We start from the raw sequence: 25,303 nt of genomic DNA, 5'->3' as shown, positions 1-25,303 counted from the left end.
CAAAAACCGACAAGCACAAGTGAAAAAATTTTCAGGCCCGCGCCTTGATCGTGACCCAGTAGCGCGTGACCGCCTGCACCTGGACCGGCAACGAGCGCTCCAGCGCGGCGAGGATGGTATCGGTATCGTTCAGCGGAAACACGCCCGTCAGCAGCAGACCGGCCACCACCTGATCACACCGCAGCAGCCCCGGACGATAACGGCCCAGTTGCGCCACGAACTCGCCCAACGGCTGGCGCTCGGCGATCAGGCGGTGCTCGGTCCAACTGCTGGCATTGGCGCTCACCGCCGCCAGCGCCGAACTTTGATGCGGGTCGAACCACAGGCTATCACCGGCGTTCATCTGCACGGCTACGCCATGTACCGGGGTCACTCGCAAGCGACCTTCGTACAGGTCGACACGGCTACCATCGGCCAGTTCGCACACGGCAAAACGAGTGCCCAGCGCCTGCACATCGCCCGCTGGGGTTTCGACGATCAACGGGCGGAAGGGATCGTGGCCGCTGGTCAGCAGGATCTCGCCGCGGATCAGGCGAATACGCCGCTCACTGGCGCTAAAACGCAGGTCGACCGCGCTGTCGCTGTTGAGGTCCAGGCGCGTGCCATCGCTGAGGGTGACGTGGCGAATTTCGCCGGTGCGAGTGCGGTATTGCGCGAAGCCGGCTTGCCAGGGTTCACTGCGCTGCACCAAGTAGCCGCTACCACCAGCCACCAACAGCAGGCCGAGCAGCTTGAGCGCAGCGCGGCGCTGCGTATCCGGGGTGTCGCGCAACACCGCGCGGGCGCTGTTGGCGGGCACGCTGCCGAGGGTGTGCTGCAGCTGCTGCAAACGCTGCCAGGCACGGCGATGCTCCGGGTCGGCAGCCTGCCATCGGGCAAAAGCCTGGCGTTGTTCGCCTTGCAGGTCGCCGCCCCATTGCAGCATCAGCCATTCGCTGGCCTGCTCGACAATCGCCGGGGCGATGGGTGCGTCGTGTCTCATTCGGCGTAGGCCACTTGGTAGCAGGCGACGATGGCGCGGGTCATGTACTTCTGCACCGAGCTAATGGAGACATCCAAGCGCTCAGCGACCTGTGCATAACTCAGGCCTTCGAACTGCGACAGCAAAAACGCCTGGCGTACGTTGTCGGGCATGCGGTCGAGCATGGCGTCTATCTGCATCAGGGTTTCAAGGATCAGCGCGCGGGTTTCCAGGGACGGCGATTCCGGCTCGGGCAGGTGCGCGATGCTTTCCAGGTAGGCGCGCTCAATGCGCAGGCGCCGCCACTGGTCGATCACCAGGTTGCGAGCGATCTGCGCCAGGTAGCTGCGGCTTTCCTTGTCGCCGGGAAAGCGCCCGGATACCAGCAGGCGCAGGAAGGTGTCCTGCGCCACGTCAGCCGCATGCTCGCGATCGCCCAGGCGCTTGCGCAGCCAGCCTTGCAGCCAGCCGTGATGGTCGCGGTACAGGAGGTGAAGCTGTTGCTGGCCGTCAGTCGCGCTGTCCATGAAAAAGCTCAGATACACTATTGAGAGCAATTATCATTACAGTTTATTTAGCGACTGACAAAAACTCTTTGTACTTAGCGCCCGGCGGTTTGCAGCGGGTACACCGATTCCCAGCCGCCGCCCAACGCTTTGTACAAGCCGACCATCGCCAGCGACACGCCCGTCGAGCTTTCCACCCACTGCTCTTGCGTGGCCAGCAGCGCGCTTTGCACGGTGAGTACGTTGACGAAATCCACCACGCCTTCAACGTACTGCTGCTGCACGGTGCGCAGGGCAATCTGGTTCTGGCGCACGGCTTCGGCAAGGCTGTCGCGGCGCAGTTGGCTGGCGTTGTAGCGGGTCAGTTGGTCATCGATTTCATGCCAAGCGCGCAGCACGGTTTGTTGGTACGCCAGCGCCGCTTCCTGTTGCTGAGCTTCACGCAGGTTCAACATGCCTTGCAGGCGCCCGCCATTAAACAGCGGCAAGCTGAATTGCGGGCCGAAAGCAAAGGCGCGGGATCCCCAGGAACCGAAATCCGACAGTTGCATGGCCTGGGAGCCAAGGCTGCCGGACAAGGTAATGCGTGGGTAGAAATCGCCCTTGGCCACACCGATGCTCGCAGTGGCGGCGTGCAAACGCGCCTCGGCCTGGCGAATATCCGGACGGCGTTCGGCCAGCTCCGACGGCAAGCCAATCGCGATCTGGCGCTGGGTTTGCGGCACCGCGGCGTCCTTGGACAACTGCGCGTGCAGGGCTTGTGGCGGCTCGCCCATCAACAGGCTGAGGGCGTTGATGAGCTGGTCCTGGCGCTGTTGCAGATCCGGCAGGCGCGCCTCGATGGCGGCGACTTGAGCGGCGGCTTCGGCGACGTCCAGGTCCGTCGCCACGCCGTCCGCCAAGCGCAACTGCGACAGCTTGAGGCTGTGGCGGGCGACATCAAGGTTTTGCTCGGTGACGGCGCGGGTGTTTTGCACGCCGCGCAGTTGGATGTAGTCCTGGGCGGTCTCGGCCAACACTGACAACAGCACCGCGCGACGATCGTTTTCGGCCACTTGCAGGGTGGCGTCGGCGGCTTCGGTTTCGCGTTTGACGCGGCCCCAGAAGTCCAGCTCCCAGGAAGCGGAGAAGCCCATGTCCCACTGGTTGAATGCCGAACGGCCATTGTTGCCGGACGGGTCGCTCAAGCCTTTGCCGCTGTTGCGTTGTCGCAGGTAATCACCGTTGGCATTGACGTTCGGATAGCGCTCGGCGGTGGTCACCTGGCGTACCGCGCGGCTTTGTTGCAGACGGCTGCTGGCGAGTTTCAGGTCGAGGTTATCGGTGAGCGCGCGGCGTGTAAGCGCCGAGAGTTGCGCGTCGTGGAACACATCCCACCAGCGTTCTTGCAATGGGTCGCTGACCGCACGGCTGGCGGCCAGGCGGCCTTGGGGCTCGCTCCATTGGGTCACTTGCGGGCTCTGGGGCGTGTGGAAGTCCGGACCGACCGTGCAGGCGCTCAGGCTGATGAGGCTCAAGGTGAGCCAGGCCACTCGTTTCATTGCTGGGCCACCTCGCGCTGCTGCGCGGCCGGCGAGGTGTCGACGCTGGCTTCCACCGACATGCCGACCCGCAGACGCTCAATGTGCGCCTGGTTGGGTTCGAGGACGATCTTCACCGGAATGCGTTGCACCACCTTGGTGAAGTTACCGGTGGCGTTGTCCGGCTTGACCGAGGCAAACGTCACGCCCGTCGCGGGCGCGAGGCTCTCCAGATGGCCGTTGAGCAATTCACCGTCGAGGCTGTCGACACGCACCTGCACGGCTTGGCCGGCATGCATATGGGAGAGCTGGGTTTCCTGGAAGTTGGCGACCACGTAGGCCTCTTCCAGCGGCACGACCGCGAGGATCTTGCTGCCCGGCGTCACATAGGCGCCCACCCGCACTGCACGCTCGCCGACCATGCCATCCACCGGCGCGACGATGCGCGTGTACGACAGTTGAAAACTGGCCAGTTCCAGCGCGGCTTGGGCGCGTTTGAGCCCACCTTCGGCGGCATCACGCTGGGCGGTGAGGATTTCCACTTGCTTGCGTTCCGCCGCCAGCACGGCCGTGGCATTCGCCAGGCGCGCGGTGGCCTGGTCGATACGGGTCTTGGCTTGCTGAGCGTTCTGTACAGTGCCAGCGCCGACTCCGGCGAGGTGGTTGTAGCGATTGAGTTCGTGTTCGGCGAAAGCCATTTCGGCGCGATCCGCCGCGACGGTGGCCTGGGCCTGGGCAATGACCGAACTTTGCCGCTCCAGGGTCGCCGTGGCGTTTTTCAGTTGGGCCTGGGCGACCAACGTATCGGCGTCGGCCGCCTGGGCGGCAGCGCGGAAATCGCGGTCGTCGATCAGCGCCAGCAGTTGCCCGGCCTTGACGCGCTGGTTGTCTTCCACCAGCACCTCCTTGATAAAGCCAGCCACGCGCGGCGCCACCAGGGTGAAGTCAGCGGCGACGAAGGCGTCGTTGGTGGTCTGGCGCTTGCTGCCCAGCACGCCCGGCGCGACCAGGTACACCAACACGCCGACCGCAAATACGGCGATGACGGAGACGGCAATTTTGTCTTTGCGTTTCATGAACAGTCCTTTCTATCAAGTCGGTGCGCGAGGCGGAAAGATCCGCGTGGGCATCCAGAAAATCAGCAGGATCAACGCCACTGCGACCGCAGCCATGACGTAATACAGATCCGAAGAAGTCAGCACCACGGCCTGCTCGTGCAGGCGGTGCGCCAGGCCCGGCGCGTCGCCTTCAGCCAGGGGCGAGTTACCCAGGCGGTCCACCAACATCGTCGAGTGGAAGTGCAGGCGTTGGGTGGTCAGCGTGTCGATCACGCCGGTCGCAATCACGGCGGCGAGGCCCTTGATAGTGTTGAACCAGGCGGACGCGAACGGCCCGTCCATGGGCTGGATGCTGCCGGTAGAAAGCATCAGCAGCGGCAACACGGCCATCGGTTGCCCGAAAATCTGCAACAGGTACAGGCCATAGAAATCGTCGCGAATCCACTCCGAGGTCAGGTGCGCACTGCCCACGCAGCACAGCACCAACATGCCCAGGCCGATCCCCAGCACCCAGCGGCAATCGACCCAGCGCAGGTTGCACAGCGCCGCCACCAGCGGCAGCGCGATTAACTGTGGGATCGCCATCAGCAGCATCACCGGCGCGGTTTGCAGCGGACGGTAACCCTGGACCTGGGCGAGGAAGCTCGATGGGATGATGATCACCGAGGTCAGCACCATCAGCACGCCCGCCAGCACGATCAGGGCGAATGACAAGTTGCGCAGGCCGAGCATCTGCAATTTGAAGAACGGTATCGGCTGCGACCATTCATTCACCATGAACAGCACCAGCAATAGGCTGCCGCCACACAGCAGGAAGGTGATCAGGCCCGACTCGAACCAGTCCAGCCGATTGCCTTGCAGGATGCCGATGACCAGCATGCAGATCGCCGGGAAGCCCAGCAGCAAGCCACGCCAGTTGAACTGCTTGAAGCGCTCCAGGCGCAGCGGATCCTGCGGCAGGCCGTAGGCCACGGCAACCATGGCCAGCAGGCACGGCGCGACGATTTGCCAGAACGCCCACTGCCAGCCGACGTACTCGGTCCATAGCGCCGCCAACGGCGTGCCGAGGCTCGGGCCGAAGGTGGCCGTGAGCGCGTAGCCGGCCAAGCCGTACAGTTTGACGTTGGCCGGCAGGAAACGCAGGGCCACGGTCATCAGCATCGGCGGCAACGCGCCGCCGGCCAGGCCTTGCACAGTGCGCAGCACCAGCAGGCTTTCGTAGTTCGGCGCGAACGGACACAGGATGCCGAGCACAGTGAACAGTCCGATGGCGCACAGCGTGAAGCGACGCAGCGAAAAGGTCACTGAACACCAGGGCGCAAACGCCATGGCCGCCACGGAAGTCGCGGTGTAGGCCGCGACCAGCCAGGTGCCTTCGTCAAAACCGATGTACAGCGCACCACGGATATCCGCGAGGGCCACCTTGGTGACCATCTCGTTGAGGCCAGAGACCAGCACCGCCAGCAACACGCCGACCAGCCCGACGATGATGCGCGGGCCGAATACGGGTGGGGTCATGGCAGTGGGTTTGGCTGCGGCCGCAAGGGTGGGGGCAGCGAGGGACGTCATGAACAGGTAACTCGGAATGTTAAATACCTGAGCAGTTTAATCAGGCACACACATGACAAAAAGTTACTTGTTGGAAGGATATAAGTGCGCCAGACGCAATGATCAGACTGGCTGCGCTTCAAGCCAGGTGGCGTGGCAACTCTCGCGCATGGTCTCGCGCAGCCATTGGTGGGCAGGGTCTTTGTCGAATCGCGGGTGCCAGGATTGGGCCAAGACCAGCGTCGGCAGCGAGATCGGCAACGCGAACGAGCGCAGGGGCAGTTTCAGGCGATTGGCACTCAACAGCGCTTCCTTGGGCACCGGCAGCAGCAGGTCGGAATCGGGCAGCATGAACATCGCGCCGTGAAAGCCAGGCGCGATCATCGCCACGCGGCGCTCCAGGCCCTGGGCATTCAGCGCGGTGTCGATCGGCCCACGGGCAATGCCGCGCCGCGAGATGCTGATATGGGAATAGCTGGCGAAGCGTGCAGCGGTAATTTCTTCATCGAACAACGGGTGGTCTTCCCGCGCCAAACCGACGAAGGTGGTGGAGAACAGGTTCTGCACCTTCACTTCGGGGGTGACCGGCATTGTGTTGCTCACACGCAAATCCAGGCGGCCTTCACGCAGGGCTTCGTCGTCGGTGTCGCCCTCGGGCACGAAGCACAGCTCGCACAATGGCGCCATGCGCTCCATGGTGTCGAACAGGCGACCGCCGTACACGCCGATGAAAAAGTCATTGGCGCGCACGCTGAAGCGACGGCGCAATGTACTCAAATCCACTTGGTCCGCCGAACGGAACAGCAGCGCCGCCTGCTCCACCACGTTGCGCACCTGGCCTTGCAACTGCAGGGCCTTGGGCGTTGGCACCAGGCCGCGACCGGCGCGCACCAGGATCGGGTCGCCGACGGCTTCGCGGATCCGCGTAAGGGTGCGGCTCATGGCCGCCGGGCTGAGGTTCATGCGGCGCGCGGCGCCGACCACGCTGCCTTCATCGAGCAACGCGTCGAGGGCGACCAGCAGGTTCATGTCCGGTAGTTGCATGCCAAGCACTCGTGATCAACAGGGCGTGAATTGAGCGCAATCGTAGCAGGCTTTACAGGTAGCGCCTCAGGTTGCGGGCAGGTGGTCGTTTCCATAAACGAAAGCTGAGAGCTTTTCGTTCTGGGCTCTTCGGGCGTAAACATCATCTCATTCAGCGCGTTGATCACCGCTGGCTGGTCGGCATTCACCGTCCGGGGTTTGAAACGCCATTGCCTGGCAGCCTCTACGGCGACTGTGCCGAATTCGGGCGGGATTATCAAAGTCGGACAGGGCAAAGAGCAACCATTCCTATTTAAAAACGACGACTCTTACGATTCCACGTAATCAGCGCTGCATGCCCCAGCGCTTCACTGTCAGGCGCTCGAAGGTGTCAAACACCAGGTTTTCCACGAGCAGGCCGATCAGGATCACCACCACCAACCCGGCAAACACTTTGTCAGTGTACAGCTCGTTGCGATTCTGGAAGATGTACCACCCCAGGCCGCCCTTGCCGCTGGTGGCCCCGAACACCAACTCGGCGGCGATCAACGTGCGCCAGGCAAATGCCCAGCCGATCTTGAGCCCTGCGAGGATCGACGGCAGTGCCGCCGGGATCAGGATGAACAGCACAAAACGCATGCCCTTGAGGCCATAGTTGCGCCCGGCCATGCGCAAGGTTTCGGACACGCCGAGGAACCCGGAATAGGTGTTGAGCGCCAGCGCCCACAACACCGAGTGCACCAGCACAAAGATCAGGCTGTTCTGCCCCAGGCCGAACCACAGCAGCGCCAGCGGCAACAACGCGATGGCGGGCAGCGGGTTGAACATTGAGGTCAGGGTGCTCAGCAGATCGCGGCCCAGTTGGGTCGACACCGCCAAGGTGGTCAGGGCGAACGCCAGCACGATGCCAATCAGGTAACCCTTGATCAGCACCACCAGCGAAATGCTTACCTTGCTCAGCAGTTCGCCGCTGAGCAGGCCGTCATAAAGTGCGGCCGATGTCTGCAAGAAGCTCGGCAACAGCAGGTCATTGTTCTGATAACGCGCAACCGCTTCCCAGAGGATCGCGAGCACGATCAGGATCAGGCCCTTGCGCAGCCAGCCTTGTTGCCACAGACGTTGGCGCAGGGGCAGTTCGCGCTCCACGGGGACGCTGAGCAGTGGTTCGAGCGTGATTTCATATTCCTGGCGCATGGATGTTCCCCTTAATACGCGATGCGGATATCAGCAAAACCCAACTCACGTTCGGCCTCGGGCGCTTCATCGAACAACAGGCGATGAATGCGTCGCGCCGACGCCTGGAACTCCACGCCTCCGAGGCTGTGCAGGTCGTATTGATGGCTGTGGATTTCCGCGCGTACGCGCCCAGGATGGGGCGACAGCAACAGGATACGGTTGCCCACCACCAGCGCTTCTTCGATGGAGTGAGTCACGAACAACAAGGTGAAGCGCACTTCTTCCCAAAGCAGCAGCAGTTCTTCCTGCATCTTGCGCCGGGTCAGGGCGTCGAGGGCGGCGAAGGGTTCGTCCATCAACAGGATTTTCGGCTGCATGGCCAAGGCACGGGCGATGGCGACACGGGCCTTCATTCCGCCGGAAAGCGTGTGGGGATAGGCGTCGGCAAACGCCGTGAGGCCAACTTTGTCGAGGTAGTGCAGCGCGCGTTCTTCGGCTTCGGCGCGCTTCAAGGTTTTCGAGGCCAACAGTGGAAACATCACGTTCTGTTTGACGGTTTTCCACGGCGGCAACTGGTCGAACTCCTGAAACACCACGATGCGGTCCGGGCCCGGTTGCTCGACCTTTTGCCCCAGCAGACGAATCTCACCTTCGCAGGGCTTGATAAATCCGGCGATGGACTTGAGCAAGGTGGATTTGCCACAGCCCGACGGACCGAGCAGCACATAGCGGTCGGCGGGATCGATCTCGAAACTCACCTGATGGGTGGCCCGCACCACGCGCTCGGGGGTGCGGTATTCCAGGCTGACGTTATCCACCGCCAGTAACGGCAAGGCGGTGTTCAGGTTGCTGGCCGTGTGGCCTTGCAAGGGCGCGTTCATCTCAACTTCCTTGCAGGGGCTTGGCATCCTGGAAGAAGTAGTCCTTCCACGATTCAGGCTTGTTCTTGATAGCGCCGACGCGGTAGAGGAATTCCGCCAGCGGATAAGTATTCTTGGGCGTGACGCTGAATTCGAACTGCGGGTTGTCGATGATTTTCAGCAGTTCGGCACGGTCAATCTTGGCCTTGGTCACGCGGATATAGGTGTCGGCCGCAGCCCCTTTGTCGTTCTGGGCGAACTGCGCGGCTTCGGTCAACGCCTCGACGAATGCCTTGTAGGTTTTTGGATTGTCATTGCGGAATTTCTCGGTGGCGAACAGCACCGTCGGCGAGTTCGGGCCGAGCAAGTCGTAGGTGTTCAGCACCACATGCACGTTCGGATTGGCCAGGGCCTGGTCCTGGAACGGCGGGTTGGAAAAATGCCCGGTCAGCTCGGTGCCACCAGCGATCAGGGCGGCGGTCGCATCCGGGTGCGGGACGGCGACGGTGTATTTGTCGAGGCGATTGAATTCCTTGTCGCCCCACTGTTTGGCGGCGGCGTATTGCAGGAAGCGCGACTGCACAGAAACACCGACCGCAGGCACCGCGATGCGGTCCTTCTCAGTGAAATCGGCGATGGTCTTGACCTTGGGATTGTTGCTCACCAGGTAGTACGGGAAGTTACCCAGGGACGCGACGGCCTTGACGTTCTGCTTGCCGTGGGTGCGGTCCCAGATGGTCAGCAGCGGGCCAACGCCAGCACCGGCAATGTCGATGGAACCGGAGAGCAGCGCGTCATTGACGGCGGCGCCGCCGGACAGCTGAGTCCAGTCGACCTTGATGTCGATGCCTTCCTGCTTGCCGTATTTTTCGATCAGGTTCTGATCGCGCACCACGTTGAGCAATAGGTAAACGATGCCAAACTGTTCGGCGATACGGATCTCACCTTCGGCCTGCGCGGCTGTCGGTGCAGCAAGGCTGCCAGCCAGCAGGCTGACGCCCAGGCCGACAGTCGCGGCCAGCCGTGCGAAGGGTATTTTCCTGGACATGGTCGTGCTCCGAATCAGAAAGGCGCGTCGCCCTGGATGGTGGTGCGAAACAGCTTGCGGCGCAGATGGCTCGGGCAACCGGCGGCCAGGTGGATCAGCGAGCGGTTGTCCCAGAACACCAGGTCGTGGGGCTGCCATGGGTGGCGGTAGATGTTTTGCGGCAACACGCTGTGGGCGTAAAGCTGGGCCAGCAGGTCGCGACTTTCGTCTTCCGGCAGACCGACGATGCGTGTGGTGAAACCCTCACTGACGAACAGCGCCTTGCGGCCGTTCTCCGGGTGGGTGCGCACGATGGGGTGCACCACTTCCGCGACCTGGGCGAGCTGCTCGGGGGTCAGTGTGGGGCGCCAGTTGCCTTCGAATTTGGTTTCGCTGTAGCGCGCGGTGTAGGAATGCGCGGCGCTGCGGCCTTCAACGGCGGTGCGCAGATGCGCGGGCAGTTGGTCCCAGGCCTTGTGCATATCGGCGAACAAGGTGTCTCCACCTTCAGAGGGCAGCTCTTGGGCGTGAAGCATCGAGCCCAGGCTCGGTAGTTCTTTATAAGACAGGTCCGAATGCCAGAATTTTCCAGCGTCTCCCAGTCCGATGGATTGACCGTTTTCGATGATGTTGGAGACGATCAGGATTTCCGGGTGGTTGGCCAGCAGGAATTGCTTGAGCACGTGGATCTGCAGCACACCGAAGCGGCGGCTGAAAGCGATCTGCTGTTCGGGGGTGATGCGCTGGTCGCGGAACACCACGACGTGATGGTCCAGGTGCGTGCGGTGGATACGTGCAAAATCCTGGTCGTTGACCGGTCTCGACAAGTCCAAGCCTATGATCTCGGCGCCGACGCTGCCGGGCAATGGACGAATCTCGAAGGTTTGGGCGGTAGCGTTCGCTGTTGGAACAGTAGAGGTGGCGGACATGAGGTCACTCCCGGTCAGACAGGAGATTGACTTTATAGATATAAGAACGGCTATTTAAATACCGTTAATGAATATCGATATGCGGGAATGTTCCGGCTCAACCTCATGCTGCTTGGCCCTGGGGAATAAATTACAGCAGTAAAGTGTTCAGTCCATAACACCTGATGCTGCAATTGTCGGCGCTTGAAGCAGGCTGGATGAACGTGGATGCGTAAGGCGCCTTAAATGCTGGCTGTGGGCGCTGGGAGCGCTATGTTGAAACGCTTACAAGCCGAAACTGTGCCCGTTTGACAAGCTTACGGGCAGTCTCTAGTGTGCATTGGATCCAATTAGCCACGTCCATTCGAATAAGGAGGATAGCGTAACCGTGACGCAGAAGCCGACCCCTTTGAACAGCATCAAGATCAGCGGACCTATTCCCGCCCATCTCGCGCGTTCCGTAATTGAAGAAACCTTGCGCAACGCCATCCTGGATGGTCGATTGCCCTGTGGTACTGCCATGCGCCAACAGGAGTTGGCCAGCCTGTTCGGGGTCAGCCGCATGCCGGTGCGTGAAGCCTTGCGCCAGCTGGAAGCCCAGTCACTGCTGCATGTAGTGACGCACAAGGGCGCCGTCGTTGCTCCGTTGATCGAAGACAACTCGGCCGAGACCTATGAACTGCGGATGTTGCTGGAGTCTGAAGCGTTGCGCCTGTCGATTCCCTTGCTCACTGACACCGATATCGTCGAAGCGGAGGCCTTTATTTGTGCCCTCGAACAAGAAAAAGACTACTCAGAGATAGGACGCCTCAATCGCCTGTTTCACATGGCACTTTATGGCAAAGCCCCGAACCAACGGCTGCTCAAATTGGTGGAGCACGGTTTGAACGAAGAGGAGCGCTTCCTGCGTTACAACCTTGAGGCCATGGGGCTGGGCGAGACATCCCAGGAAGATCACCGCGAACTACTGAACCTCGTGGCGCAGAAAAAAACCCAGGAAAGCATCCTGACCCTGCGTAACCACTTGATGCGAGGCATGGAGGTGATCACGGCCTATCTCAACGGCTTGGATGCCCCCGCCAAGAAAGGCACGCACTAAGGCGTCATCTCCTGTTGCGGGGCGAACTAGGTAACGGTTGGCGCCCCGCCTCGAAGAAACTTCCCACTCCCAACAAATCAACCAACTTACATAAAATATTATTTAGCAAAACTTCTAACACATTTGTATACCCGCCAAACTGTTTAATCCGCTTATTATCTTTTATTACTAACCCAGATACTTCGCTAGACGTTGAAGCGCCTCATATCGAGTTCTCCTGCACGCCAGCGCCTGGCCTACTGCTATCCATCCTCTTGCCAACTACGAATACTCATTGCTGTTTTTCACAGCAGACGCAGCAACTTATAGGCACCAACCATGCACCAACCGTTACTTGAAACAGCAAAACTTCAGTTATGCAGGCATTCGTTATTTTCAGAAATAACTTCCCTGCGGAAGTTACAACTTTTTATGGAAAGCCACGTATTTTCTGTCTGGGATTTCATGACCCTCGCTAAACGCCTGCAACAGGACCTGACCTGCACTCGCCTGCCCTGGCTACCGCCTGCCGACCCACACGCAGCGCGCTTGATCAATGAGGTCATACTGGGTGAGGAATCAGACCTGCATCCCGAGACAGGCTATTGCAGCCACTTCGAACTCTATCTGGAGGCCATGGCGGAGGTAGGTGCCAATACCTCGTCGATCAACCGCTTCGTTGCGCTGCAACGTCAAGGCCTGGAAGCAACTGCCGCCTTGCAGGCGATCGAGGTTCTTCCCGGCGTCGCTCGCTTCGTCAGCGATACATTGCAGCTTGCGCTAAATGCGCCTATCCATTGTGTGGCGGCCACCTTCCTGCATGGTCGCGAGCATGTCATCCCAGGAATGTTCGAGCGCATCCTGCAATCTGATGAGTTCATCCATCGCCAGGCGCCTACCCTGTGCGCTTATCTCAAGCGTCACATCGAACTGGACACCCAGGATCATGGCCCGGCGGCAGAGCAGTTGCTCGACCGCCTGACCAACGCTGACCCGGCATACCCGCAACAGGCCAACGACGCCGCGCTCGCTGCCGTGGAGGGGCGTATCGCGTTGTGGGATGAGGTTCGCGCCTCACTGCAGGAGGTGCACCCATGAACGCCACCGACTACCAACCCATTGCCCACGACTGGGAGCGCCGAGCAACCATTCGCACACGCCCGCGCCGCTTGCTGGAGAGCGATGACAAGCTGATCTATCCCCTGTGCCGCCAGCCCTTGGTACTCAGTGCGACCTTTCTTGAACACTGCCCGCAGTGGCGCGATTTCGTACTGGTGCAGAGCTTCTACAAATTCATCAACGACGTGGTGATATTCGAGACTGAGATCGTCGACGAGACTGCACGCAGCATCGCCAAGAATCGCTTTTCGGTGCACTTCCCGCTGATCTGCCGTGTTGATGCAATGACTGTCGTTGTGGACGAGGACTACCACGCATTGGTTGCGCTGGATTTCCTGCAGCAAACCGTGGCCATGACCGGTATACAACCTTTGGAACTGCCGAGGGAAATCGAATTGAGCCGCGCACTGCCGGCGGCACAGGCACAGGCGCCAGCCCACCTGCGCGATGCCGTCGCGTTGATTGGGGTGGCCATTGCCGAAAACACGGTGACTCACGATGTGGCCGCGTTCTCCAAGGACACCAGTGTCAAAGCTTCCATCCGCGGCCTGATGGCCGACCACCTGTTTGATGAAGGCCGCCACGCACAATTCTGGGTACGGCTCGTACGCTTGTACTGGCAGGCCGCGAGCGCGGACGACCGCAATAGCATTGCAAAGGTGCTGCCGATTTTCCTGGCCCAGTATCTGACGAACGACCTGCAAAAAGACTTCGACCTGTACGTGATCGAACATCTCGACATCAGCAACCACCTGCGCGGTGCATTACGCGATGAAGTCGCGGCGCTGGCCTTCCCCATCACCCGTCAGCATCCATTGATGGCCAATATCCTTGGTTTCTTGCAACACAGCGGTTTGCTGCAAACGCCGAGTGTGGCGCAAGCGTTGAACGACTACTTGCCAGCGTCCGGGAGGGTGGCATGAGGCGACTGACTATCAGCTTTGCCGGCGCCAGCAACGCCTTGCGCGCTGTCAGGCAGGAGTTGGAACAGTATGGGCATATCTCGAGTGATGAAGGCATCGACCTGTGGATCGAAGACGGCAGTCAGTTGCTGCGAGACCAAAATCATCACACGCCAGGCTTAAGTCTACGCCTTGGGGTTGGCCCGTTAACCGGCTATGGGCTGCCCGCTCTTCAGCTGCGCGCCTATGGACCTGACCGACAGTTCGTGGCGGTACTGAACATCGCCGACGAGCCCAGTGGTAATGGCCAGCGGCTCCGCCAGCAGGTAACGCATGCGTTGGTGGAATGGGTTGCGCTGCACGTCAGTGGTTTCGCACGCGACCCTGGGCAATTCACGCTGAGTGGCGTCGCCAATGACTGGCCTGAACAAGGTCTGGAAGTACTGGAAGCGCTGGCATTCACCCACCGCTTCAACCACACCGCAGACCCTGCTGTGATAGAGGAGGCCAGGTTGCCGTTGATCAACCGGTTGCAGGCAAGTTTTTACACTTTCGCAGACCGGGCCGCCTTGAACATAGGTGCCAGCGAAGTGACCTATCGTCACCTGCATGCTCGGGCCTCAGCAATCCAGCAACAATTACGTCCCTTGCTGGAGACTGCGCAGACGCCAGCAGTCGTGGGGGTGTGCCTGGAAAAATCTATCGAACTGTATGCCAGCATTCTTGCGGTGCTGGGCTGCGGCGCAGTGTACCTCCCGCTGGATCCGGAGCACCCGACTCATCGCCAGCAGACCATGCTCGACATCGCAGGCGCTCGGGTATTGCTGGATACCGGCCAGCACCCATTACGCGGGCGTTTGACTTCATTGGATGTCAGCATCAACGACCACCGCGACGCCGCCATCGTTCGCCCATTGGTGCACGTCCGCCCTCATATCGATGCGCCCTGCATGATGTTTTTTACATCAGGCACCACCGGCCAACCCAAAGGCGTGTTGCTCAGCCAAGCCAACCTGGCACATTTCACAGCATGGTTCAGGTCCTGCGTGAGCCTGGATGAACAGGGCCGCGTCTTGCAGTTCTCGCCGCTGAGCTTCGATTCATCACTGATCGATATTTTCCCCGCCCTGATAGCGGGTGCCACGTTGATTGTCCCCAGTGCAGAGCAACGACAAGACCCTCAGCAACTGCTGGATCTGCTCCATCGGCAGCGCGTCACCCACGCCTTTCTGCCGCCTGCGCTGCTGAGCATTCTGCCGCTCGGTCAACCGTTGGGCCTGACGCACCTGCTGACCGGAGGTGATGTGTGCGAACCTCATGTGATCGAGCATCTGGCGAAGCAGTGCCAGCTTCACAACCTCTATGGGCCTACGGAGGCTACGGTGCTGGTCACCCATCGGACGTTGTGCCCCAGTGACAGCAACCGCAATCTCGGCCACCCCATCGCCAACAGCCAGGTTCTGATTCTTGATGAACACCGGCAACCGGTGGATGAACAGGTGATGGGCGAGGTGTATATCGTCGGCCCTGGCGTGAGCCTTGGGTATGTAAACGCGCCACCACAGGCCAGCAGCCCTTTCGTGGAGCTGGCAATCCCAGGTGGCCAGCCCTTGCGTGCCTACCGTAGCGGCGACCTGGCACAGTGGACTGCCGATGGGATCGTGATGGGGGGGCGGCGTGATGATCAAGTGAAAATTCGTGGTTTTCGGGTCGAGCCGCAGGAGATTGAACAGTGCTTGCGCAACAGCCGGTTGTACCGCCAGGTGGCGGTGGTGATCGACAGTAACCGCAGGATCCGTGGCTTTGTTGCCCAACCTGAACCTGGGGCTACCATGCCGGCCCTGCAGCAACACGCGCGACAGTGGCTGCCGGACTACATGCGACCCGGTTTCTGGGACGTTCTGCCACGCATGCCGTGTTCCAGCAACGGAAAAATTGACCGCTCGGCATTGCTGGCAATACCGCTCCAACCTACTTTGCAGGCTGCCCGGAGCGCCGCACAAACCCCGCTTCAGAGCCAATTGACCCGCTTGTGGATCGAGCTGCTGGCGTTACCCGTGGAAGAATTGTCTATCGACGAAAGCTTCTTCGACCTGGGCGGCCATTCGATTTTACTGTCGACCCTTTTACTGCGCTTTCGCGAACAATTCGGCCGCAGCTTCTCGCTGAATCACTTCATTGAGGCGCCGACGATTCGTACGCTCGCAACATTGGTGGAGAACGGCGAACCACCCAACGCCCCCTACAGCCAGGCGATCCGCGACGCTCAACAAGAGTGGCCACTCAACACGCTGCCCGCGGCTTGCGTGGGCGATCCTTACAAAATGATCGTTACGGGGGCCAACAGTTTTGTGGGTGTCCATATCGTCGAAGCATTGTTGGCCACTGGAGCAACCGAGATAGCGTGCCTGATACGCGAGAAACCCGGACAGTCGGCAATGGCGCGATTCACCCAAGCGTTACACGAGTATCGTCTGGAGCATCTGGACCTGAGCAGGGTGCAGGTACTTGCAGCTGATGTCAGCCTGCCTCGATTGGGTTTGGCCAACGATACCTATGAGACCCTCGCTAAACGTTTTGGCGTGCTGGTGCACAACGCGGCACAGGTCAACCACGTGAAGGACTACGCGTCACTGGCCAGGGACAACGTTGACCCCATACTCGAATGCCTGCGTCTGTGTGAGACGCACTGTAAGAAGGTCTTCAACTTCATCTCCACGCTGTCGGCTTCGAGCAGTATCGACGCCCAGGGCTATGTCCTCGAAGCGCCCGCCGCGACCACGCTGCCGCTTTACATCAAGAATGGCTACAACCTGTCCAAGTGGGTCGCCGAACGGCAATTGAGGCGCGCTGTGGAACGCGGGGCCTGGGTGAACATCTATCGTCCCGGCAATATCAGTTTCAACAGCCTTACAGGCGTCTGCCAGCCGCAGAAAAATCGCCTGATGCTGATGCTCAAGGGATCACTGCAATTGGGCCTGCTACCACGACTGACGTTGAACTTCGACCTGATGCCAGTGGACTTTCTGGCTCGTTTCATCGCGTTCCACTGCGACCGTTTTCAAGCCGATCGGAGTGTGTTCAACCTGCAAAACCCGCAGCCTTTGAGCTGGGCGCATTACTTGGACGCCTTTAGCCGGGCGGGGCACCGTTTCAGGCGGGTGAGCGTTGCGCAATGGCAACAGTCGCTACGAACGGTCAGCCAGGACAACGCACTGTTTGGCGTGCTGGGTTTTTATCTCGACCGTCTCGACGAAGATATCGGTGACACCTCAATGATTCGTCACGACAACGCGCGACAGGGTGTCCAGCAGATGGGGGCCCACTATCCCGAAAAAAACCCGGAGCTGTTGAGTAAAGGCTGCAACTACCTCGAGGCCATCGGCTTTCTTTGAACGCCTCAGGACAACCTTATGAAAGCGCTGCAACCCGATACGTTAATTCGCAACCCGAACGGCCTGCCGATAGTGGCATCCGCCGTGGTCGAATGCCCTGCCCCTCGCCTGTGGGACATGGTGGGACAATTTGCCCGATTCGATGTGTTCATTCCTGACCTGGCCCATATCGAAATGAGGGGTACAGGTGTGGGCGCCTTGCGTACAAAGCTATTCCGCGATGGCAACTGTGTGGTGGAGCAGCTTAATAGCCGGGACGAGCAGGCCATGCAAATGACCTGGACCACGATCTACAACACCCTCGGTGTGGCCAGATTGTGGGCGGCGATCCGTGTGGAAGCCCTTGGAGCAGCGCGTTCCAAGGTGACATGGACAATCATTGCCGAGCCCGTTGACAGGGCAAACACAGGATTTGAACAGTTCGTGCAGGACTTCGCCGATAGCGCACTGGAAAATGTCCGCCGGATACTTGGCTAAATGGCAGGTGCGAGATGACTCGCTCCTGCCGGATCAATCAGCGGGTCAGATCTTGAAACTATCAACCAACTGCTTCAATCGATTAGCCTGTTGCGACAACGCATCGCAATCTTTCAGGGTTTCATTGAGATTGGTCACGCCCTGCTGGTTCAGCAGATTGATCTGGTTGATATCCACATTGAGGGTTTCCACCACGGCCGTCTGTTCTTCAGTCGCTGCAGCTACGGACTGGTTCATGCCGTCGATCTCAACAATCCGCTGCGTCACGCTGACCAGGCGCTCACCGGCCTGGTTCGCGACCTGTACGCTTTCTTCGCTGGAGGCCTGGCTGGCATTCATGGTGGTGACCGCTTCACGCGAGCCCACTTGCAGCGAAGTAATCATTTTGTGGATCTCCTCGGCCGACTCCTGGGTGCGGTGAGCCAGGTTGCGAACCTCGTCAGCGACCACTGCGAAACCTCGACCCGCCTCACCAGCACGGGCTGCCTCGATGGCGGCGTTGAGTGCCAGCAGGTTGGTTTGCTGCGAGATACCTTTGATCACATCAAGGATGTGGCCGATGTTGTCGGTGCTGGCGTTGAGCGTCTCGATCTGGGTGCAGGACAGGCTGATCTTCTGCGACAGCTCCGACATTGCAAGGATGGTTTGCTCCACCACTTTGCGCCCGTCGTCGGCTTGCTCACTGGCGCCGCTGGCGTGCTGTGAAGCATCAGCGGCGTTACGTGCGATTTCCTGGGTGGCAGCGCCCAGTTCGTTGATCGCGGCAGCCACACTATTGGTACGCGCGCTTTGCTCGTCAGAACCAATAATCGAGGCATTGGACGAGGCCATTACCCGCTGGGACAAATCGTGGACCTGACGGGTTGCGGAAGACACTTCCGAGATCGAAGCGTGGATGCGTTCTACGAACTGATTGAAGGCACTGCCGACTTCGCCAAATTCGTCCTTGCTAGTCACAGCGAGGCGACGGGTCAGGTCACCCTCACCCTGGGCAATGTCTTGCATCGCTACACCCATGGTGGTGAGCGGGCGCAGCAAGACTTGAATCAGCAAGCTTAGAAGCACGGCAATCGCGACCACGGCGATCAACATGGCAATCAGTGCAGACGTGCGGAACTTGCCTAACGGTGCGTAGGCTTTGTCTTTATCAATCGACAGACCGATGTACCAATCTGCGCCGGGTAACCCACTGATAGGAGTGAACGACAGGATGCGGTCCTGGCCATTGAGGACGACATCCTGGTTCACCTTCTCGATGCGTACCTGGGTGCCGGGGTAGATGTCCTTGAGGTTCTTCATCACCTGGTCCTGATCAGGACTGACGATGACTTGGCCATCGCCACTGACCAGGAACGCATGTCCGATACCGCCGAAGTCCACCGAGTTGATGATCTTCACCAGGGTCTGCAGGCTCAGGTCGCCACCGACTACGCCGAGCAATTCACCATTCTTTTTCACCGGCATGGCAATTGTCACGATCTGCCCACCCACTGCTGCCATGTAGGGTGGAGTGAGCATGGGTTTGTCGGCTGCCACTGCCTGCTTGTACCAGGGACGCTGACGGGGGTCGTAGCCGTCTGGCATTTTTGCGTCCGGACGCTGGGTGAACACACCGTTGGTTTGGCCAACGTAGGTGAATTGGAAGTTTGAGGTAAGTGCCGGTTGATCGACTAAGCCAGGCAGATCAGCTCCACTGCCTTGGTGAGCGACGTTTTGCGTGAGACTTTCAAGCACCAGTATTCGACCGCTAAGCCAGTTCTGCACACTGCTGGCGGTGAGCTCACCGGATTGTTGGATGGACGACTCCAGGTTCTGCTTGATGGTGCTGCGTTGCAGGTAGTCGTTGTAGAGGGTGAATAACGCGAAGGCTAGAACCACGACGCCTGACGCGGCCAACAGAATTTTATGACTGAACTTGAGATTCATTTCATCGACTTCTTTTGCCAAAGGGGGGTGGGCGTGCCGAGTGGAACATTCCATGTAACGGTATAGGCGGACTCTCGGGCCGCTCTATTTCGGTGCACGCATGGCTCGTCAGGCTTTCGGCCAAGGTTTGGCAAATCTTAGGTATTTGTGAGGCATTTCCTGTTTTTACGTAGGAAACCGACCGGCGGTACATGTATGCGGCAGAGTTACCAAGCGTGGTAATTTTTGGCCCTAAACGACAAAACCCCTGTCTGCGTTAGCAGACAGGGGTTTCGGAATTCAATCTTGACGATGACCTACTCTCACATGGGGAAACCCCACACTACCATCGGCGATGCATCGTTTCACTGCTGAGTTCGGGATGGGATCAGGTGGTTCCAATGCTCTATGGTCGTCAAGAAATTCTGTGTACCAGACCGTTGAGTGAGCAACGTGCCGGTGAAATTCATGAGCTTCTACATAAACAAAACCCCTGTCAGCGTTAGCAGACAGGGGTTCTGGAATTTAATCTTGACGATGACCTACTCTCACATGGGGAAACCCCACACTACCATCGGCGATGCATCGTTTCACTGCTGAGTTCGGGATGGGATCAGGTGGTTCCAATGCTCTATGGTCGTCAAGAAATTCGGGTACTGAGTCGTGGCAGGTGCCTCGCTTCAGCAAATTGGGTATGTGATAGCTTTCGGTGTTTTGTGAGATCGAACTTTCGGTTCTATCGTCTTCACACACCGCAATCTGATGCTCTTTCGAGTAGTCAAATTGCTTGGGTGTTATATGGTCAAGCCTCACGGGCAATTAGTATTGGTTAGCTCAACGCCTCACAGCGCTTACACACCCAACCTATCAACGTCGTAGTCTTCGACGGCCCTTCAGGGAACTCAAGGTTCCAGTGAGATCTCATCTTGAGGCTAGTTTCCCGCTTAGATGCTTTCAGCGGTTATCTATTCCGAACATAGCTACCCGGCAATGCCACTGGCGTGACAACCGGAACACCAGAGGTTCGTCCACTCCGGTCCTCTCGTACTAGGAGCAGCCCCTCTCAAATCTCAAACGTCCACGGCAGATAGGGACCGAACTGTCTCACGACGTTCTAAACCCAGCTCGCGTACCACTTTAAATGGCGAACAGCCATACCCTTGGGACCGGCTTCAGCCCCAGGATGTGATGAGCCGACATCGAGGTGCCAAACACCGCCGTCGATATGAACTCTTGGGCGGTATCAGCCTGTTATCCCCGGAGTACCTTTTATCCGTTGAGCGATGGCCCTTCCATACAGAACCACCGGATCACTAAGACCTACTTTCGTACCTGCTCGACGTGTCTGTCTCGCAGTCAAGCGCGCTTTTGCCTTTATACTCTACGACCGATTTCCGACCGGTCTGAGCGCACCTTCGTACTCCTCCGTTACTCTTTAGGAGGAGACCGCCCCAGTCAAACTACCCACCATACACTGTCCTCGATCCGGATAACGGACCTGAGTTAGAACCTCAAAGTTGCCAGGGTGGTATTTCAAGGTTGGCTCCACGCAGACTGGCGTCCACGCTTCAAAGCCTCCCACCTATCCTACACAAGCAAATTCAAAGTCCAGTGCAAAGCTATAGTAAAGGTTCACGGGGTCTTTCCGTCTAGCCGCGGATACACTGCATCTTCACAGCGATTTCAATTTCACTGAGTCTCGGGTGGAGACAGCGCCGCCATCGTTACGCCATTCGTGCAGGTCGGAACTTACCCGACAAGGAATTTCGCTACCTTAGGACCGTTATAGTTACGGTACCGTTTACCGGGGCTTCGATCAAGAGCTTCGCGTTAGCTAACCCCATCAATTAACCTTCCGGCACCGGGCAGGCGTCACACCCTATACGTCCACTTTCGTGTTTGCAGAGTGCTGTGTTTTTAATAAACAGTCGCAGCGGCCTGGTATCTTCGACCGGCATGAGCTTACGGAGCAAGTCCTTCACCCTCACCGGCGCACCTTCTCCCGAAGTTACGGTGCCATTTTGCCTAGTTCCTTCACCCGAGTTCTCTCAAGCGCCTTGGTATTCTCTACCCAACCACCTGTGTCGGTTTGGGGTACGGTTCCTGGTTACCTGAAGCTTAGAAGCTTTTCTTGGAAGCATGGCATCAACCACTTCGTTAACTAAAAGTTAACTCGTCATCAGCTCTCGGCCTTAGAATCCCGGATTTACCTAAGATTCCAGCCTACCACCTTAAACTTGGACAACCAACGCCAAGCTGGCCTAGCCTTCTCCGTCCCTCCATCGCAATAACCAGAAGTACAGGAATATTAACCTGTTTTCCATCGACTACGCTTTTCAGCCTCGCCTTAGGGACCGACTAACCCTGCGTCGATTAACGTTGCGCAGGAAACCTTGGTCTTTCGGCGTGGGTGTTTTTCACACCCATTGTCGTTACTCATGTCAGCATTCGCACTTCTGATACCTCCAGCAAGCTTCTCAACTCACCTTCACAGGCTTACAGAACGCTCCTCTACCGCATCACTTACGTGATACCCGTAGCTTCGGTGTATGGTTTGAGCCCCGTTACATCTTCCGCGCAGGCCGACTCGACTAGTGAGCTATTACGCTTTCTTTAAAGGGTGGCTGCTTCTAAGCCAACCTCCTAGCTGTCTAAGCCTTCCCACATCGTTTCCCACTTAACCATAACTTTGGGACCTTAGCTGACGGTCTGGGTTGTTTCCCTTTTCACGACGGACGTTAGCACCCGCCGTGTGTCTCCCATGCTCGGCACTTGTAGGTATTCGGAGTTTGCATCGGTTTGGTAAGTCGGGATGACCCCTAGCCGAAACAGTGCTCTACCCCTACAGTGATACATGAGGCGCTACCTAAATAGCTTTCGAGGAGAACCAGCTATCTCCGAGCTTGATTAGCCTTTCACTCCGATCCACAGGTCATCCGCTAACTTTTCAACGGTAGTCGGTTCGGTCCTCCAGTTAGTGTTACCCAACCTTCAACCTGCCCATGGATAGATCGCCCGGTTTCGGGTCTATTCCCAGCGACTAGACGCCCTATTAAGACTCGCTTTCGCTACGCCTCCCTATTCGGTTAAGCTCGCCACTGAAAATAAGTCGCTGACCCATTATACAAAAGGTACGCAGTCACCCAACAAAGTGGGCTCCCACTGCTTGTACGCATACGGTTTCAGGATCTATTTCACTCCCCTCTCCGGGGTTCTTTTCGCCTTTCCCTCACGGTACTAGTTCACTATCGGTCAGTCAGTAGTATTTAGCCTTGGAGGATGGTCCCCCCATATTCAGACAAAGTTTCTCGTGCTCCGTCCTACTCGATTTCATGACTAAGAGATTTTCGCGTACAGGGCTATCACCCACTATGGCCGCACTTTCCAGAGCGTTCCGCTAATCTCAAAGCCACTTAAGGGCTAGTCCCCGTTCGCTCGCCACTACTAAGGGAATCTCGGTTGATTTCTTTTCCTCAGGGTACTTAGATGTTTCAGTTCCCCTGGTTCGCCTCTTACGCCTATGTATTCAGCGTAAGATAACCATCTTATGATGGCTGGGTTCCCCCATTCAGACATCTCCGGATCAAAGTCTGTTTGCCGACTCCCCGAAGCTTTTCGCAGGCTACCACGTCTTTCATCGCCTCTGACTGCCAAGGCATCCACCGTATGCGCTTCTTCACTTGACCATATAACCCCAAGCAATCTGGTTATACTGTGAAGACAACATTCGCCGAAAATTCGATAATACTCAAAACTGAGTAACTCACAAATTTTACCTTAGCCTGATCCGTTACCAGTGAAAGTAACGTTCAGTCTATCTTTCTATCACATACCCAAATTTTTAAAGAACGATCTAATCAAAGACTAGAAATCAACATTCACCATCAACCTGATGGAATGCTCATTTCTAAGCTTTCAACTTCTAGAAGCAGTAGTGGTGGAGCCAAACGGGATCGAACCGTTGACCTCCTGCGTGCAAGGCAGGCGCTCTCCCAGCTGAGCTATGGCCCCGTATTTCTACAGGCGTTTCCCACACAAAATTGGTGGGTCTGGGCAGATTCGAACTGCCGACCTCACCCTTATCAGGGTGCGCTCTAACCAACTGAGCTACAGACCCAATTTCGGGCTGCTTCTTATCGTCTTCTTCAATGAATCAAGCAATTCGTGTGGGAACTTATGGAGCAGCTGATGTCGTCGATTAAGGAGGTGATCCAGCCGCAGGTTCCCCTACGGCTACCTTGTTACGACTTCACCCCAGTCATGAATCACACCGTGGTAACCGTCCTCCCGAAGGTTAGACTAGCTACTTCTGGTGCAACCCACTCCCATGGTGTGACGGGCGGTGTGTACAAGGCCCGGGAACGTATTCACCGCGACATTCTGATTCGCGATTACTAGCGATTCCGACTTCACGCAGTCGAGTTGCAGACTGCGATCCGGACTACGATCGGTTTTATGGGATTAGCTCCACCTCGCGGCTTGGCAACCCTCTGTACCGACCATTGTAGCACGTGTGTAGCCCAGGCCGTAAGGGCCATGATGACTTGACGTCATCCCCACCTTCCTCCGGTTTGTCACCGGCAGTCTCCTTAGAGTGCCCACCATGACGTGCTGGTAACTAAGGACAAGGGTTGCGCTCGTTACGGGACTTAACCCAACATCTCACGACACGAGCTGACGACAGCCATGCAGCACCTGTCTCAATGTTCCCGAAGGCACCAATCTATCTCTAGAAAGTTCATTGGATGTCAAGGCCTGGTAAGGTTCTTCGCGTTGCTTCGAATTAAACCACATGCTCCACCGCTTGTGCGGGCCCCCGTCAATTCATTTGAGTTTTAACCTTGCGGCCGTACTCCCCAGGCGGTCAACTTAATGCGTTAGCTGCGCCACTAAAAGCTCAAGGCTTCCAACGGCTAGTTGACATCGTTTACGGCGTGGACTACCAGGGTATCTAATCCTGTTTGCTCCCCACGCTTTCGCACCTCAGTGTCAGTATTAGTCCAGGTGGTCGCCTTCGCCACTGGTGTTCCTTCCTATATCTACGCATTTCACCGCTACACAGGAAATTCCACCACCCTCTACCATACTCTAGTCAGTCAGTTTTGAATGCAGTTCCCAGGTTGAGCCCGGGGATTTCACATCCAACTTAACAAACCACCTACGCGCGCTTTACGCCCAGTAATTCCGATTAACGCTTGCACCCTCTGTATTACCGCGGCTGCTGGCACAGAGTTAGCCGGTGCTTATTCTGTCGGTAACGTCAAAATTGCAGAGTATTAATCTACAACCCTTCCTCCCAACTTAAAGTGCTTTACAATCCGAAGACCTTCTTCACACACGCGGCATGGCTGGATCAGGCTTTCGCCCATTGTCCAATATTCCCCACTGCTGCCTCCCGTAGGAGTCTGGACCGTGTCTCAGTTCCAGTGTGACTGATCATCCTCTCAGACCAGTTACGGATCGTCGCCTTGGTGAGCCATTACCTCACCAACTAGCTAATCCGACCTAGGCTCATCTGATAGCGCAAGGCCCGAAGGTCCCCTGCTTTCTCCCGTAGGACGTATGCGGTATTAGCGTCCGTTTCCGAACGTTATCCCCCACTACCAGGCAGATTCCTAGGCATTACTCACCCGTCCGCCGCTCTCAAGAGAAGCAAGCCTCTCTCTACCGCTCGACTTGCATGTGTTAGGCCTGCCGCCAGCGTTCAATCTGAGCCATGATCAAACTCTTCAGTTCAAACATCTTTGGGTTTTTAAGAAACCCTAAACTTGGCTCAGCAATCGTTGGTTACATCTTTGATTTCTCGCGGAGTAACTTGTGATGCTGATAATCTTGTTGAC

At 58.0% G+C, this 25,303-nt stretch carries 16 protein-coding genes, 2 tRNA genes and 4 rRNA genes; 5 read left to right on the top strand and 17 right to left on the bottom strand.

All coding sequences use genetic code 11. The annotated features are described in order from the left end of the window. Nucleotides 1-31 precede the first annotated feature (31 nt). The 10 genes from OZ428_RS00685 to OZ428_RS00640 all read right to left on the bottom strand — a co-directional run bounded on the left by OZ428_RS00685 (nucleotide 32) and on the right by OZ428_RS00640 (nucleotide 10,608). On the bottom strand, nucleotides 32-982 hold the full coding sequence (locus OZ428_RS00685) for a FecR domain-containing protein (RefSeq protein ID WP_133076598.1): 951 nt from the start codon (nucleotides 980-982) through the stop codon (nucleotides 32-34). Beyond that, nucleotides 979-1,488 carry a sigma-70 family RNA polymerase sigma factor gene (locus tag OZ428_RS00680; RefSeq protein ID WP_038842405.1) on the bottom strand — a complete coding sequence of 170 codons (510 nt, stop codon included), beginning with the start codon at nucleotides 1,486-1,488 and terminating at the stop codon, nucleotides 979-981. Before OZ428_RS00680 ends, OZ428_RS00685 begins: the two co-directional genes overlap by 4 nt. Nucleotides 1,489-1,562: 74 nt before the next feature. Then, nucleotides 1,563-3,008, bottom strand: a complete 1,446-nt coding sequence (locus tag OZ428_RS00675; protein WP_269132449.1) for an efflux transporter outer membrane subunit — start codon at nucleotides 3,006-3,008, stop codon at nucleotides 1,563-1,565. Continuing rightward, nucleotides 3,005-4,063 (bottom strand): HlyD family secretion protein, encoded by a 1,059-nt coding sequence (locus tag OZ428_RS00670; RefSeq protein WP_033900096.1) that lies wholly within the window; start codon nucleotides 4,061-4,063, stop codon nucleotides 3,005-3,007. Before OZ428_RS00670 ends, OZ428_RS00675 begins: the two co-directional genes overlap by 4 nt. A 15-nt stretch (nucleotides 4,064-4,078) precedes the next feature. Continuing rightward, on the bottom strand, nucleotides 4,079-5,614 hold the full coding sequence (locus tag OZ428_RS00665) for an MFS transporter (RefSeq protein ID WP_269132448.1): 1,536 nt from the start codon (nucleotides 5,612-5,614) through the stop codon (nucleotides 4,079-4,081). 102 nt (nucleotides 5,615-5,716) lie between these two features. Next, the gene (locus tag OZ428_RS00660) at nucleotides 5,717-6,637 is read right to left on the bottom strand and encodes a LysR family transcriptional regulator (RefSeq protein ID WP_061434791.1); all 921 of its coding nucleotides are present in this window, start codon (nucleotides 6,635-6,637) and stop codon (nucleotides 5,717-5,719) included. A 324-nt stretch (nucleotides 6,638-6,961) separates the two neighbouring features. Next, on the bottom strand, nucleotides 6,962-7,810 hold the full coding sequence (locus OZ428_RS00655) for an ABC transporter permease (RefSeq protein WP_269132447.1): 849 nt from the start codon (nucleotides 7,808-7,810) through the stop codon (nucleotides 6,962-6,964). An 11-nt stretch (nucleotides 7,811-7,821) separates the two neighbouring features. After that, complete coding sequence (locus OZ428_RS00650; protein ID WP_033900086.1) at nucleotides 7,822-8,673, bottom strand: ABC transporter ATP-binding protein; 852 nt, start codon at nucleotides 8,671-8,673, stop codon at nucleotides 7,822-7,824. 1 nt (nucleotide 8,674) lies between these two features. Then, on the bottom strand, nucleotides 8,675-9,700 hold the full coding sequence (locus OZ428_RS00645) for an ABC transporter substrate-binding protein (RefSeq protein ID WP_033900084.1): 1,026 nt from the start codon (nucleotides 9,698-9,700) through the stop codon (nucleotides 8,675-8,677). A gap of 14 nt (nucleotides 9,701-9,714) precedes the next feature. Next, nucleotides 9,715-10,608 carry a TauD/TfdA dioxygenase family protein gene (locus OZ428_RS00640; RefSeq protein ID WP_269132446.1) on the bottom strand — a complete coding sequence of 298 codons (894 nt, stop codon included), beginning with the start codon at nucleotides 10,606-10,608 and terminating at the stop codon, nucleotides 9,715-9,717. A 367-nt stretch (nucleotides 10,609-10,975) separates the two neighbouring features. On the opposite strand from OZ428_RS00640, the gene OZ428_RS00635 reads away from it, so the two are divergent. The 5 genes from OZ428_RS00635 to OZ428_RS00615 all read left to right on the top strand — a co-directional run bounded on the left by OZ428_RS00635 (nucleotide 10,976) and on the right by OZ428_RS00615 (nucleotide 17,558). Then, complete coding sequence (locus OZ428_RS00635; RefSeq protein WP_269132445.1) at nucleotides 10,976-11,686, top strand: GntR family transcriptional regulator; 711 nt, start codon at nucleotides 10,976-10,978, stop codon at nucleotides 11,684-11,686. A gap of 318 nt (nucleotides 11,687-12,004) precedes the next feature. Beyond that, the gene (locus OZ428_RS00630) at nucleotides 12,005-12,763 is read left to right on the top strand and encodes a DUF3050 domain-containing protein (protein ID WP_269132444.1); all 759 of its coding nucleotides are present in this window, start codon (nucleotides 12,005-12,007) and stop codon (nucleotides 12,761-12,763) included. After that, nucleotides 12,760-13,707, top strand: coding sequence for a diiron oxygenase (locus OZ428_RS00625; protein ID WP_269132443.1), 948 nt, complete (start codon nucleotides 12,760-12,762; stop codon nucleotides 13,705-13,707). The genes OZ428_RS00630 and OZ428_RS00625 overlap by 4 nt, the downstream gene beginning before the upstream one ends. Continuing rightward, nucleotides 13,704-17,081 (top strand): amino acid adenylation domain-containing protein, encoded by a 3,378-nt coding sequence (locus OZ428_RS00620; RefSeq protein WP_269132442.1) that lies wholly within the window; start codon nucleotides 13,704-13,706, stop codon nucleotides 17,079-17,081. The genes OZ428_RS00625 and OZ428_RS00620 overlap by 4 nt, the downstream gene beginning before the upstream one ends. Nucleotides 17,082-17,099: 18 nt before the next feature. Next, entirely contained in the window at nucleotides 17,100-17,558 is a 459-nt protein-coding gene (locus OZ428_RS00615; RefSeq protein WP_133076607.1) for an SRPBCC family protein, read from the top strand. 45 nt (nucleotides 17,559-17,603) lie between these two features. Here the strand turns inward: OZ428_RS00615 and OZ428_RS00610 are convergent, their stop codons facing one another. The 7 genes from OZ428_RS00610 to OZ428_RS00580 all read right to left on the bottom strand — a co-directional run bounded on the left by OZ428_RS00610 (nucleotide 17,604) and on the right by OZ428_RS00580 (nucleotide 25,199). Then, on the bottom strand, nucleotides 17,604-19,484 hold the full coding sequence (locus OZ428_RS00610) for a methyl-accepting chemotaxis protein (RefSeq protein WP_133076608.1): 1,881 nt from the start codon (nucleotides 19,482-19,484) through the stop codon (nucleotides 17,604-17,606). A gap of 283 nt (nucleotides 19,485-19,767) precedes the next feature. Next, nucleotides 19,768-19,883 (bottom strand): 5S ribosomal RNA (gene rrf / locus OZ428_RS00605). 109 nt (nucleotides 19,884-19,992) lie between these two features. Next, a 5S ribosomal RNA gene (gene rrf / locus OZ428_RS00600) occupies nucleotides 19,993-20,108 on the bottom strand. A 153-nt stretch (nucleotides 20,109-20,261) separates the two neighbouring features. Further along, a 23S ribosomal RNA gene (locus OZ428_RS00595) occupies nucleotides 20,262-23,149 on the bottom strand. Between the two features lie 249 nt (nucleotides 23,150-23,398). After that, nucleotides 23,399-23,474, bottom strand: a tRNA-Ala gene (locus OZ428_RS00590). A 30-nt stretch (nucleotides 23,475-23,504) separates the two neighbouring features. Continuing rightward, a tRNA-OTHER gene (locus OZ428_RS00585) sits at nucleotides 23,505-23,580 on the bottom strand. An 82-nt stretch (nucleotides 23,581-23,662) separates the two neighbouring features. Next, nucleotides 23,663-25,199: ribosomal RNA gene (locus OZ428_RS00580) — 16S ribosomal RNA — on the bottom strand. Together the 16S, 23S and 5S rRNA genes with 2 tRNA genes alongside form the textbook arrangement of a ribosomal RNA operon. Between the last annotated feature and the right edge of the window lie 104 nt (nucleotides 25,200-25,303).

Origin of the sequence: Pseudomonas sp. GXZC (assembly GCF_026967615.1) — a bacterium.
GTDB classification, from domain to species: domain Bacteria; phylum Pseudomonadota; class Gammaproteobacteria; order Pseudomonadales; family Pseudomonadaceae; genus Aquipseudomonas; species Aquipseudomonas azotoformans_A.
This window is presented reverse-complemented; position numbering and strand designations above follow the sequence as displayed.